At 70.6% G+C, this 11,434-nt stretch carries 11 protein-coding genes; 5 read left to right on the top strand and 6 right to left on the bottom strand.

What is annotated here, in order from left to right; translation table 11 throughout:
- Positions 1–51 precede the first annotated feature (51 nt).
- Positions 52–534: a CarD family transcriptional regulator gene (locus tag ACWEFL_RS27955; RefSeq protein WP_003953493.1), complete on the bottom strand. Its 483-nt coding sequence runs from the start codon at positions 532–534 to the stop codon at positions 52–54.
- Positions 535–1,456: 922 nt separating this feature from the next.
- Between ACWEFL_RS27955 and ACWEFL_RS27950 the strand changes: the two genes are divergently transcribed.
- Positions 1,457–2,146, top strand: a complete 690-nt coding sequence (locus ACWEFL_RS27950) for a DUF461 domain-containing protein (protein WP_451717498.1) — start codon at positions 1,457–1,459, stop codon at positions 2,144–2,146.
- Positions 2,147–2,395: 249 nt separating this feature from the next.
- Here the strand turns inward: ACWEFL_RS27950 and ACWEFL_RS27945 are convergent, their stop codons facing one another.
- Both ACWEFL_RS27945 and ACWEFL_RS27940 read right to left on the bottom strand, forming a co-directional pair.
- Positions 2,396–3,076, bottom strand: coding sequence for a response regulator (locus ACWEFL_RS27945; protein WP_451717496.1), 681 nt, complete (start codon positions 3,074–3,076; stop codon positions 2,396–2,398).
- On the bottom strand, positions 3,073–4,416 hold the full coding sequence (locus ACWEFL_RS27940) for a sensor histidine kinase (RefSeq protein ID WP_451717494.1): 1,344 nt from the start codon (positions 4,414–4,416) through the stop codon (positions 3,073–3,075). The genes ACWEFL_RS27945 and ACWEFL_RS27940 overlap by 4 nt, the downstream gene beginning before the upstream one ends.
- Before the next feature lie 197 nt (positions 4,417–4,613).
- Here ACWEFL_RS27940 and phoU point away from each other — a divergent pair, with 197 nt between their 5' ends.
- Both phoU and ACWEFL_RS27930 read left to right on the top strand, forming a co-directional pair.
- Positions 4,614–5,291, top strand: coding sequence for a phosphate signaling complex protein PhoU (gene phoU, locus ACWEFL_RS27935; protein WP_451717493.1), 678 nt, complete (start codon positions 4,614–4,616; stop codon positions 5,289–5,291).
- Between the two features lie 155 nt (positions 5,292–5,446).
- Positions 5,447–5,596 (top strand): hypothetical protein, encoded by a 150-nt coding sequence (locus ACWEFL_RS27930; protein WP_451717491.1) that lies wholly within the window; start codon positions 5,447–5,449, stop codon positions 5,594–5,596.
- Positions 5,597–5,761: 165 nt separating this feature from the next.
- Here ACWEFL_RS27930 and ACWEFL_RS27925 read toward each other — a convergent pair whose 3' ends face one another.
- On the bottom strand, positions 5,762–6,523 hold the full coding sequence (locus ACWEFL_RS27925; protein ID WP_451717489.1) for a phosphoglyceromutase: 762 nt from the start codon (positions 6,521–6,523) through the stop codon (positions 5,762–5,764).
- Between the two features lie 194 nt (positions 6,524–6,717).
- On the opposite strand from ACWEFL_RS27925, the gene ACWEFL_RS27920 reads away from it, so the two are divergent.
- A complete protein-coding gene (locus ACWEFL_RS27920; RefSeq protein WP_451717487.1) occupies positions 6,718–8,106 on the top strand; it encodes an MDR family MFS transporter in 1,389 nt (462 codons plus the stop codon).
- Positions 8,107–8,190: 84 nt separating this feature from the next.
- Here ACWEFL_RS27920 and ACWEFL_RS27915 read toward each other — a convergent pair whose 3' ends face one another.
- On the bottom strand, positions 8,191–8,781 hold the full coding sequence (locus tag ACWEFL_RS27915; RefSeq protein ID WP_451717486.1) for a YbjN domain-containing protein: 591 nt from the start codon (positions 8,779–8,781) through the stop codon (positions 8,191–8,193).
- Entirely contained in the window at positions 8,774–10,114 is a 1,341-nt protein-coding gene (mshA, locus tag ACWEFL_RS27910) for a D-inositol-3-phosphate glycosyltransferase (RefSeq protein ID WP_451717484.1), read from the bottom strand. Before mshA ends, ACWEFL_RS27915 begins: the two co-directional genes overlap by 8 nt.
- A 388-nt stretch (positions 10,115–10,502) precedes the next feature.
- Here mshA and ACWEFL_RS27905 point away from each other — a divergent pair, with 388 nt between their 5' ends.
- Entirely contained in the window at positions 10,503–11,297 is a 795-nt protein-coding gene (locus tag ACWEFL_RS27905) for a class I SAM-dependent methyltransferase (protein WP_451717483.1), read from the top strand.
- Positions 11,298–11,434: the final 137 nt, after the last annotated feature.

Genomic DNA, 11,434 nt, shown 5'->3' with positions numbered 1-11,434 from the left:
CGATCAAAGGCGATCAGCTGTCGTGCCAGCGGGCACCGCGGCATTCGTGTGTCAGGACGCGAGGACCTCGTCGAGCAGAGCCTCGGCCTTGTCTTCGTTGGTGTTCTCCGCGAGAGCGAGCTCGCTCACCAGGATCTGGCGAGCCTTGGCGAGCATCCGCTTCTCACCTGCGGAGAGCCCACGCTCCCGCTCACGACGCCACAGGTCACGCACCACTTCGGCGACCTTGATGACATCGCCGGAGGCGAGCTTTTCGAGATTTGCCTTGTAGCGACGGGACCAGTTCGTCGGCTCTTCGGCATACGGTGCGCGGAGCACCTCGAAGACCCGGTCCAGCCCGTCCTGACCGACCACGTCGCGTACACCCACGAACTCCGCATTGTCCGCCGGCACACGAACCGTCAGGTCGCCCTGAGCGACCTTGAGCACCAAGTAGGTCTTGTCCACGCCTTTGATCTGGCGAGTTTCGATGGCCTCGATCAGCGCGGCCCCGTGATGGGGATAGACCACGGTGTCGCCAACCTTGAACGTCATGTGACAGGTACCCCTTCCGTGGCTATCCAGAGTAACACGGATACGGCTTCTTCTGAATGGCGTTTTCGCAGGTCAGGGCATATCTCGGGGCTTGACAACAGCGCCACGGACGTGCTGCGGACGACTTGCGGAACGAGGTATTCGCAGGTCGGAGCGGCTGTGCGGACGCACAGAAACGCACACGTCACACCTCGGAAGACCCGCTCCGAGGTGACCGAACGTCCCGGTTTGCCTGGTTCTTGGCGGTGAACTTCCCCTACTCCGTTCGGATGTCGGTCACCCGTACGGATGGATGGCTCCGATGAATCCGAATTGATCATCGGCGGGCGCCGTAAGCATTCCGTCAATGAATGCGAGGCGGCCCGGAGAATTGATCACCGGGGAATGTGAACGGCGTGCGAATCGGCGTGTTCGAAACTCCGCGGGGAAGCGGGCGGGCGGTCGGGGAAGAGAGTGCCGGAGAGGAGCCGAAGTCCTACTCGGGACTCCCACGGTGCTCTCGGTGCACTCGGTGCACTCTCGGGCCCATCATCGGTGCACCCTGCGCTCTCGGGCCCCTCAAGGGCAGGGGGTGATCGGGCCCGGGCCCGGCGAGGAGCCGAGGGAAGGGCGGCCGGAACAGAGGCGCGCGGGCGGCCGGGCGGAAAACCCGCACCGGGGCGGGATCGACTCCGTGACAGAGGCCGGATGAGAGCCCTCCCATCCAAGGGCGGGTCGGGTGCGACCCCTCAGCAGGGGCTCTGTAATCTGTGGATGAGAACTGACGCTTGTCCCGGCCGGTATCGCGAACTGACGCGGTCCCGGCCGCTATTGCGCCACTCACAGCAGAATCCGGCGGGACTCGGCAGAGCCCTCGGGACGTCAGCAGAACAGCAGAACCGCCCAACAGCCAGATCCGTATGTGCAAGGAGATGCCGCCGCCGTGAGCCTCCCCCTTACTCCGTCCGGGGGCGCCCCTCGCCTTCGGCGCGGCGCCCTCGCCGTGACCGCCGTCGCCCTGTCGTTCACCGCCCTCACCGCGTGCGGCGCGGGCAACAACGCGCAGTCCCTCGGCATCAAGCCGGACACCGCGGCGGTGACGGTCGACTCGATCAGCATCCAGAACTCGAATGTGATCACCCAGCCCACGACCGGCGCCAAGGGCCCCGCCGTAGTCTCCGCGACGATCTTCAACGCGGCCCGCACGGATCAGACGCTCACCTCGATCACGCTGCCCGGCAATGCCGGCACGGTGAAGCTGAGCCCGGCGAGCGGCTCGGGCGCGGTCACCGTGCCCGCCGAGGGCTCGATCGTGATCGGCGGCAAGGGCAACGCGTCCGCGGTGATCGACAACGGCGAGGCGCTGACGAGGAACCTCGGCGGTGTGCAGGAAGTGGTCTTCCGGCTGAGCGACACGGGCGATGTGAAGATCAAGTCGTTCATCGTTCCCGCGACCCGCGACTTCGTGGGCTTCGGCCCGAGCAGCATCCCCTCGCCGCCGCCCACCGCGACTCCGAGCCCGTCGACGAGCCCGTCCGGCTCCCCCTCGGGGCAGCCGGGTGAGCAGGGCGAGTCGGCCGACCCCGGCAGCGACGCCCCCGAGGGCTCGTCGTCGGCATCGGCCAACGGCTGACCCGCTTCTGTACGCACGAGGGCGCCCCACCGGAGACCGGTGGGGCGCCCTCGTGCGTACAGCCCCTACGGACCGCCGCTCGTACCAGGTGCCGGCGTGGCGCAGGGGCCCGCGCGGCCGGGCCCGCTCAAGCGGTTACGGCGAATCCAGCCGCCGATCCGGCCGCCGGAAGACGAGGCACGCGGCAGGCGCCGTCAGCGTCGGCGTCGGCGTCGGCGTCGGAACGGAGGCGCGCCTCACCGGGCCCGCTCAGGGCTCGAACTTGTAGCCCAGGCCGCGGACCGTGACCAGGTAGCGGGGCACGCCCGGGTCCGGCTCGATCTTGGCGCGGAGTCGCTTGACGTGGACGTCCAGGGTCTTGGTGTCGCCGACGTAGTCCGCGCCCCAGACCCGGTCGATGAGTTGCATACGGGTGAGCACGCGGCCCGCGTTGCGCAGCAGCATCTCCAGCAGGTCGAACTCCTTGAGGGGGAGGTCGACCTTGCCGCCCGAGACGGTGACGACATGGCGGTCCACGTCCATACGGACGGGGCCGGCCTCCAGGGCCGCGGGGGTGATCTCCTCGGGCTCGCCGCGCCTGCGCAGGACCGCGCGTATGCGGGCGACCAGCTCACGGGAGGAGAAGGGCTTGGTCACATAGTCGTCGGCCCCTATCTCCAGGCCGACGACCTTGTCGATCTCGCTGTCCTTGGCGGTCACCATGATGACCGGGACGTTCGACCGGCCGCGCAACTGGCGGCAGACCTCGGTGCCCGGCAGACCGGGCAGCATCAGATCGAGGAGGACGAGGTCGGCGCCATTGCGCTCGAACTCGTCGAGCCCCTCGGGCCCCGTGGCCGCGACGGCGACCTCGAAGCCCTCCTTGCGGAGCATGTAGGACAGGGCGTCGCTGAATGATTCCTCATCCTCGACGACGAGCACGCGGGTCACGGAAGGACCTCCGGGGCTGGGATGTCGGTGTGCGGATCGGTGTGGTCGGGCCGGTCGGTGTCACAGGGCCGGTCTTCGGCCTCGTCGGCGTGATCCGGGGAGATGAGCAGGCCGGTGGTTGATTCCGGGCCGGTGATGGAACGGTCCCGCACGGCACCCGCTTCGGGAAGCCGCAGGGTGAAAGTGGAGCCCTGACCCTCGGAGCTCCACACCGTGACCTCCCCGCCGTGCGAGGCGGCCACGTGCTTGACGATCGCCAGCCCGAGGCCGGTGCCTCCGGTGGCGCGGGAGCGGGCGGGGTCGACCCGGTAGAACCGTTCGAAGACCCGCTCGCGGTCCTTCTCCGAGATGCCTATCCCCTGGTCGGTGACGGCGATCTCGATCAGTCCCCCGGAGCCGGCGGACGGGCCGGGGGTTCCGGTTCCCCCGCCTCCGGACGCCGGGACGCGGCGGGCGGAGATGCCGACGCGCGTACGGGCCGGGGAGTAGTTGACGGCGTTCTCGACGAGATTGCCGAGGGCGGCGGCGAGCTGGCCGCGGTTGCCCCAGATGTGCAGATCGGCGGTGCCCCCGGCGGCCATGGTGATCTGCTTGGTGGAGGCCGGGTGCCGGGAGCGGTCGATGGCCTCGGCGACGAGTTCGTCCACGCGCACCGGCTCGGCGTACGCCAGCGGATGATCGTTCTGAACCCGGGAGAGGTCGATCAGCTCCTGTACGAGGTTGGTGAGCCGGGTCGCCTCGATCTGCATGCGACCGGCGAAGCGGGAGACCGCCTCGGGGTCGTCGGAGGCGTCCATGACCGCTTCGGAGAGCAGGGAGAGCGCACCGACGGGGGTCTTCAGCTCATGGCTGACGTTCGCGACGAAGTCGCGCCGTACCGCCTCGATGCGCCGGGCCTCGGTGAGGTCCTCGACGAGCAGGAGTACGAGCCGGGAGCCGAGGGGCGCCGCGCGGGCGGAGACGGCGAGGGCTTCGCCGCGGCCGGAGCCCCGGCGGGGCAGATCCAGCTCGACCTGCCGGATCTCGCCGTCACGGCGAGTGACCCGAGCCATGTGCAGCATGGGTTCAACCGTCAGTTTTCCGCCACGTACCAGACCGAGCGCATACGCCGCCGAGCTGGCCTTGACGACGGAGTCGCTCTCGTCGAGTACGACGGCGGAGGAGCGGAGCACGGAGAGCACCGTGTCGACGCCGGGTGGCAGCGCGGCGTCCGTGTGCAGGGAGGAGCGGGTTGGCCTGCGCTGTTCCCGCTCGCTCCAGCGGAACGCCAGCACGGCGAAGACCCCGGTCAGAAGACCGGCGATCGCTGCCGCTGCGGCGACCGCCGCGTTCACGTCCATGCATCCAGGTTATGCGTGGTCAAGGTGGTGGTATCGGCCCAACGGGTTCGGCCCGGCGACTCGTCGCTCAGAGTTCACCGAGGGGATAGTGCCGGTTCACTTGGTAAGGAGGGGTGCGACTCCTTGGCGAAAGAACGTGGGAACGTGGAGGTCCGAGAGCCCCACCCCGGACCCCGGTCACTGAGAGAGGGAACTCCATGCGGGACGCGTACCACGAGGAACTGGACTCGATCGGCGAGGGCCTGGTCGAGATGGCCCGGCTGGTCGGGTCGGCGATCGGGCGCGCCACGACGGCCATGCTCGACGCCGATCTGAAACTGGCCGAAAGTGTTATCGCCGCAGACCAGAAGGTCGACGATCTCCAGCACGATCTGGAGGCACGGGCGATCGCCCTGCTGGCCCGGCAGCAGCCGGTCGCCACGGATCTGCGGATCGTGGTGACCTCGCTGCGGATGAGCGCGGATCTGGAGCGCTCGGGCGACCTGGCCCAGCATGTGGCCAAGCTGGCCCGCCTCCGCTTCCCCCAGTCCCCGGTGCCGCGGGATCTGCAGGCGACGATTCTGGAGATGGGCCAGCTGGCGCAGCGGCTGATGGCGAAGGCCGCGGAGGTGATCGTCACCAAGGACGTCGATCTGGCGCTCCAGTTGGAGACGGACGACGACGAGATGGATCTGCTGCACCGGACGCTGTTCCAGCACCTGATGGACGACCGCTGGAAGCACGGCATCGAGACGGCGGTCGATGTGACGCTGCTCGGCCGTTACTACGAGCGTTTCGCCGACCACGCGGTGTCGGTGGCCAAGCGGGTGGTGTACCTGGTGACGGGCGAGCACGCGGACGAGCTCCAGCCCGTGACGCCGGTGGAGAGCGCGTAACGCTCCTCCTGGGGGTCGGCACACTCCCCTTGGGGGTCGGCCGTGCCTCCACGCGCTGTTGATGCGCCTGCCGCGCCGGGAATGAAATGGCCAGAGGCGGCATGTCCCGCACGTCGTTCGTGCTCGTGTGCCTCGTGCCTATCAGGAGGAACCCCATGGCCGATTCCCCCACCCCGGAAACACAGCAGGACGCCCCCGTCGAAGTGGTGCACCTGCCCGTCCTCGGCGCCTGCGGCTGCGGCTCGGGCTGCGGCTGCGGCTGCCAGTCGGGCGCCCCGTGCCAGTGCGGCGGCTGCTGCGGCTGACACCGCGCAGGGCGGAGCGGGCTGAGCCGGTCCGCCACGCTGGGCGTGCGCGGCGGGCCGTGTCCGCCTTGGCCGTCCCATGCCCGCCTCGGCCGTCTCACGGCGCCGCATATACACAGTGGGGCCCGTCCGGGAAAGACCGGACGGGCCCCACTGTGTCGGTGACTACTTCTTCTTGCCCTGGTTCTTCACGGCCTCGATCGCCGCAGCCGCCGCGTCGGGGTCGAGGTAGGTGCCGCCCGGCTTGAGCGGCTTGAAGTCGGCGTCGAGCTCGTAGAAGAGCGGGATGCCGGTGGGGATGTTCAGGCCCGCGATGGCCTCGTCGGAGACTCCGTCGAGGTGCTTGACCAGCGCGCGCAGGGAGTTGCCGTGGGCGGCGACGAGGACCGTGCGGCCCGCGAGGAGGTCCGGGACGATGCCGTCGTACCAGTACGGCAGCATCCGGACGACGACGTCCTTCAGGCACTCGGTGCGCGGGCGCAGCTCCGGCGGGATGGTGGCGTAGCGGGGGTCGTCGCTCTGGGAGAACTCCGTGCCGTCCTCAAGGGCCGGCGGCGGGGTGTCGTACGAGCGGCGCCAGAGCATGAACTGCTCCTCGCCGAACTCGGCGAGCGTCTGGGCCTTGTCCTTGCCCTGGAGCGCGCCGTAGTGCCGTTCGTTCAGCCGCCAGGAGCGGTGGACGGGGATCCAGTGGCGGTCCGCGGAGTCCAGCGCGAGCTGGGCCGTGCGGATGGCGCGTCGCTGGAGGGAGGTGTGGAGCACGTCGGGGAGCAGACCGGCGTCCTTGAGCAGCTCACCGCCGCGGACCGCCTCCTTCTCGCCCTTCTCGGTGAGGTTGACGTCCACCCAGCCGGTGAACAGATTCTTCGCGTTCCACTCGCTCTCGCCGTGGCGGAGGAGGATCAGCTTGTACGGTGCGTCGGCCATGCGTACGAGCCTAGTGGACGGGTCCCCAGGGCCTCGCAGCCGTCTCGATTGACGGTCGCCGTCAATCGGCTGGCCACCCGCCCCTCGATCTATGTAACGTTCGTTTTCCATCAGGGCCACTTACATCGCCGGGGCGTCGGCGAAGCCGCCCGTACCGCTGTACCGATCATCTGCCGAGGTCCCCGGGGGGATGCATGTCCATAGCCGGGCCGCGCGCGGCCGGTCTGCGCCGCGCTGTCCGGGAGAGCGTCTCGGGTCTCCCACGCGCGTTCTGGTGGCTGTGGACGAGCACACTCGTCAACCGGCTCGGCGGGTTCGTCGCGACCTTTCTGGTGCTCTATCTGACGTCCGAGAAGGGGTACTCGGCCGCGTACGCCGGACTCGTCGTCTCCCTGTACGGGCTCGGCGGCGTCATCGCGTCCATCGGCGCCGGCGTGCTGACGGACCGGCTCGGGCGGCGGCCCACCCTGCTGATCGCACAGGCGGGGACGGCCGTCTCCGTCGCCTTGCTGGGCTTCGTCCAGCACCCGGCGGCGATCGCGGCCGTGGCCTGTCTGGTCGGCATGGCGACCAGCGCGTCCCGCCCGGCCGTCCAGGCGATGATGGCGGACATCGTGCGGCCCGAGGACCGGGTGCGGGCCTTCGCGCTCAACTACTGGGCGATCAACCTGGGGTTCGCGATCTCCGCGATGGCGGCGGGCTTCATCGCCGAGTACAGCTATCTCGCGGGGTTCCTCGGCGAGGCCGTGATGACGATGGCCTGCGCGATCCTCGTCTTCATCAAGCTGCCCGAGTCGCGCCCGGAGCGGTCGGCCGCCGTGCCGGGGGAGGCGGAGCCGGACGTCAGCATGGTGACCGTGCTGCGCGACGGACGGTTCATGGGCGTCGTCGGACTGTCGTTCCTGATCTCGCTGATCTTTATGCAGGGCCACACCGGAGTGCCGCTGGCGATGGGCGAGGACGGCCTGTCCCCCTCCCAGTTCGGCACGGTCATGGCGCTCAACGGCGTACTGATCGTGGTCCTCCAGATCCCCGTCACCCGCTACATCGAGCACCGCGATCCACGTCGGCTGCTGATCCTCTCCTCGCTGCTGGTCGGGTACGGCTTCGGCCTGACCGCTTTCGCCGGGTCGCTCGGGATGTACGCGCTGACCGTCGTCGTCTGGACGCTGGCCGAGATCGTCAACGCGCCGACGCAGACGGGCCTGGTGGTACGGCTCTCCCCCGTGCACGGCCGCGGTCGCTACCAGGGCATGTACACCATGACCTGGTCGGTGGCGACGCTGATCGCGCCACTGGTCGCCGGTGGGGTGATCGACAGGTACGGGGCGGAGTGGCTGTGGGGGCTGTGCGCGCTGCTGGGGACGGTGGCGGGGCTCGGGTACTGGCTGCTGATGCGGAATCTGCCGGTGGAGGAGGCGAATCCGGCGGGGGTGGATCCGGCGGGGGCGGAGGATCCCTCGGAGGTGGCCGGTCCCGCGGACGTGCCGGGGGCCGTGGACGTGCCGGGGGCCGTGGAGGCCGGCGGTGAGGCTCCAGAGGCACCAGGGACTTCAGGGACTCCGGCCAAGGCACCCGTCTGAGCGCATGTGCGGGGGTCTCGTGCACGTGCTCGCGCCTCGCCCGTATCGGACGGACCTATCCGGCGGACGGCGGTGTACGGCCCCTCAGCCCCCGGTCAGATTCGTGAACGCGTCCAGATTGCGCGTCGACTCGCCGCGCGCCACCCGCCATGCGTACTCCTTGCGGATCGCGCTCGCGAAACCCAGCTCCAGCAGCATGTTGAAAGCGCCGTCCGACGCTTCGAGCACCGACCCCAGCAGGCGGTCCAGCCCGTCCGGAGTGACCACGGAGAGGGGAAGTCTGCCGGTCAGATAGATGTCGCCGAGGGGGTCGATCGCGTACGCCACCCCGTACAGGCGCAGATTCCGCTCCAGCAGCCAGCGGTGCACCCCCGCGTCGTTCTCGTCCGGGTGACGGATGACGAAGGCGTTGACCGAGAGGGAGTGCTGGCCGACGCGCAGGGAGCAGGTCGTGGTCAGCTTACGGGTGCCGGGGAGCGTGACGACGTACGAACCGGGAGCGGGGCTCTCCCAGGTGAGGTCGGCGTCGGTCAGCGTCTGCTCGATGATCCCGGTGATCGCGGTGATCGCGGTGGTCTCGTCAGGCCCGGTGGTCCCGGGGGTCCCGGTGATCTCATCGGACCCGGTGGTCCCGCCGTGCTCGGCGCGCTTCGCGGGCTCGCGTACCTCAGACATGGTGCGAGCGTACCCGCCGCCGGTGTTCGTGCACGGCGGCCGTGTAGACGTCCGCCGTCGCGGAAGCCGCCGTGTCCCAGCCGAAGGACTGGGCGTGCCGGGCCGCCGCCACACCCATTCGGGCGGCGAGGGCCGGGGCCGCTTCCAGCCGGTTCAGTGCGTCGGCGTAGTCGGCCGGGTCGTGACCGGAGACGAGGAAGCCGGTGAGCCCGTCCCGTACCGCGACCGGGAGGCCGCCGACGGCCGCCGCCACCACCGGGGTGCCCGCCGCCTGCGCCTCGATCGCGACCAGGCCGAAGGACTCGCTGTACGAGGGCATCACCAACGCGGACGCGGCGCGGAACCAGTCCGCGAGCAGGTCCTGGCCGACCGGCGGGTGGAAGTGGACGACGTCCGCGATCCCGAGGCGCGCGGCCAGCTTGTGCAGCCCCTCGGGCTTGGCGAGGCCGCTGCCGCTGGGGCCGCCGACGACCGGCACGTACAGCCGGGAGCGGAGGGACGGATTGCGCTCCAGCAGTCGCGCGACCGCGCGCAGCAGGATGTCAGGGGCCTTCAGGGGCTGAATGCGGCCGGCGAAGAGGGGGACGAACGCGTCCTGCGGGACTCCGAGCCGGGCACGGGCGGCATAGCGGCCGTCGGCGGGGCGGAAGCGTTCGAGGTTCACGCCGGGGTGGACGACGGCGACCTTCGCGGGGTCGGCGCGGTAGAAGCGGACCAGTTCGTCCGCTTCCTCGGCGGTGTTCGCGATGAGCCGGTCGGCGGCGTTCACGATCTGGGTCTCGCCGATGACGCGGGAGGACGGCTCGGGGGTGTCGCCGTCGGCGAGCGCGGCGTTCTTGACCTTGGCCATGGTGTGCATGGCGTGGACGAGCGGTACGCCCCAGCGCTCGGCGGCGAGCCAGCCGACATGGCCGGAGAGCCAGTAGTGGGAGTGGACGAGGTCGTAGTGGCCCGGCCGCTGCCGCGCCCACGCCTGCATCACGCCATGGGTGAAGGCGCAGAGCTGGCCGGGCAGGTCCTCCTTGGCGAGGCCCTCGTAGGGGCCCGCGTCCACATGGCGTACGAGGACTCCGGGCGCGAGTTCCACGTGCGGCGGCAGACCGCCCGCGGTCGCCCTGGTGAAGATCTCGACCTCGATGTTGAGGACGGCGAGCCGCTTGGCCAGTTCGACGATGTAGACGTTCATCCCGCCCGCGTCGCCTGTGCCCGGCTGGTGGAGGGGGGAGGTGTGGACGCTGAGCATGGCGATCCTGCGCGGCTTGCGGTGGCCGCCGGGAAACCGCAGACGGGGGCCCATGAAGCCACTGGAGATGCGGGAGACGTACTGGCTCACGCGAGGGTCCTCCTTGCTCCGGGCAGGGCAAACTGCGGGCACTGGCAGCCCTCCGAATGGGCACAACAGCGGATTCTCATCGTCCATTTCCGGGACCTCGGCGCTTTGCCAAATCATTACCATTGACGGCTCAGGGGCTGGCGAGGGGGGCGGTCCTCCGGTGGCCGGGGAGCGAACCGTCGGCGGCTTCGGGGGCTGCGCCGTCGGCGGCCACAGGCGCTGGGCTCCCGCGATCGAACGGGGCCGGGTTCGCCGAAGCAGGGGGGCCTGGCCGGCTTCGACCCCAGGCCCCGGCCGACGGCGGCCCCGGGCCCCGGCTTGCGGCGGCCACAGGTCCTGGCCGCCCGCGGCCATGGCGGCCCCGCCGGTGACGCATACCCTCGCCTGTATGAAAACCCGCCCCGTCGGCACCGTCACGCGCGGGACGACCAACCCGAACCGGCTCCGCCGGATGGACCGCTGGATCGCCGCCGCCCACGGCCCCGCGCTCCGGCGCGGCGACCCGCCGGTGGCCGTCGACCTCGGGTACGGGGCCGCCCCCTGGACCGCCCTCGAACTGCTGCGGCGGCTGCGGCGCACCGTGGACCCGCGCTGCCGCGTCGTCGGGATAGAGATCGACCCGGAGCGGGTCGCGGCGGCGAAGCCGTACGGGGAGGAGGGGCTGAGCTTCCGCCACGGCGGCTTCGAGATCCCCCTGCCGGACCGGCCCGAGCTGATCCGGGCGGCGAATGTGCTGCGGCAGTACGACGAGGGCGAGGTCGCGGCCGTATGGGCGCGGCTGTGCGGGCGGCTCGCGCCGGGCGGGCTGCTGGTGGAGGGGACCTGCGACGAGATCGGGCGGCGGCATGTCTGGGTCGCGCTCGGGCCCGAGGGGCCGCGGACGGTCACCTTCGCGACCCGGCTGGGCTCCCTCGACCGCCCGTCCGATCTGGCGGAACGGCTCCCCAAGGCACTGATCCACCGCAATGTGCCGGGCGAGCCGGTGCACGCCTTCCTGCGGGACTTCGACCGGGCGTGGGCGTCGGCGGCTCCCTACGCCTCGCTGGGCGCGCGGCAGCGCTGGATCAGGGCCGTACGGGAACTGGGCGCGGACTGGCCTCTGGCGGACGACAGCCGGCGGTGGCGGCAGGGCGAGGTCACGGTGGAGTGGGCGGCGGTCGCGCCGCGTTCCGGGGGAGCGTAGATCGGGACCTATCGGGACCTATCGGGACCTTGGGAGGCGGGGGCGTGAGTTCAGGCGTCTCCGGAGGCGGGCGGCGTTCAGGCGGGGCGCGGGCGCGACAAGGGCACGGGCACGGGCACGGGGACGGGGGTGGGCGC

The sequence above is a fragment of the Streptomyces sp. NPDC004838 genome (assembly GCF_053600955.1).
This window is presented reverse-complemented; position numbering and strand designations above follow the sequence as displayed.

Coding starts and splice junctions, on each gene's coding strand:
- ACWEFL_RS27920 (WP_451717487.1), top strand. CDS start 6,718: ATGTCCATAGCCGGGCCGCGCGCGGCCGGTCTGCGCCGCGCTGTCCGG.
- ACWEFL_RS27915 (WP_451717486.1), bottom strand. CDS start 8,781: ATGTCTGAGGTACGCGAGCCCGCGAAGCGCGCCGAGCACGGCGGGACC.
- ACWEFL_RS27955 (WP_003953493.1), bottom strand. CDS start 534: ATGACGTTCAAGGTTGGCGACACCGTGGTCTATCCCCATCACGGGGCC.
- phoU (WP_451717493.1), top strand. CDS start 4,614: ATGCGGGACGCGTACCACGAGGAACTGGACTCGATCGGCGAGGGCCTG.
- ACWEFL_RS27940 (WP_451717494.1), bottom strand. CDS start 4,416: ATGGACGTGAACGCGGCGGTCGCCGCAGCGGCAGCGATCGCCGGTCTT.
- ACWEFL_RS27930 (WP_451717491.1), top strand. CDS start 5,447: ATGGCCGATTCCCCCACCCCGGAAACACAGCAGGACGCCCCCGTCGAA.
- ACWEFL_RS27905 (WP_451717483.1), top strand. CDS start 10,503: ATGAAAACCCGCCCCGTCGGCACCGTCACGCGCGGGACGACCAACCCG.
- ACWEFL_RS27925 (WP_451717489.1), bottom strand. CDS start 6,523: ATGGCCGACGCACCGTACAAGCTGATCCTCCTCCGCCACGGCGAGAGC.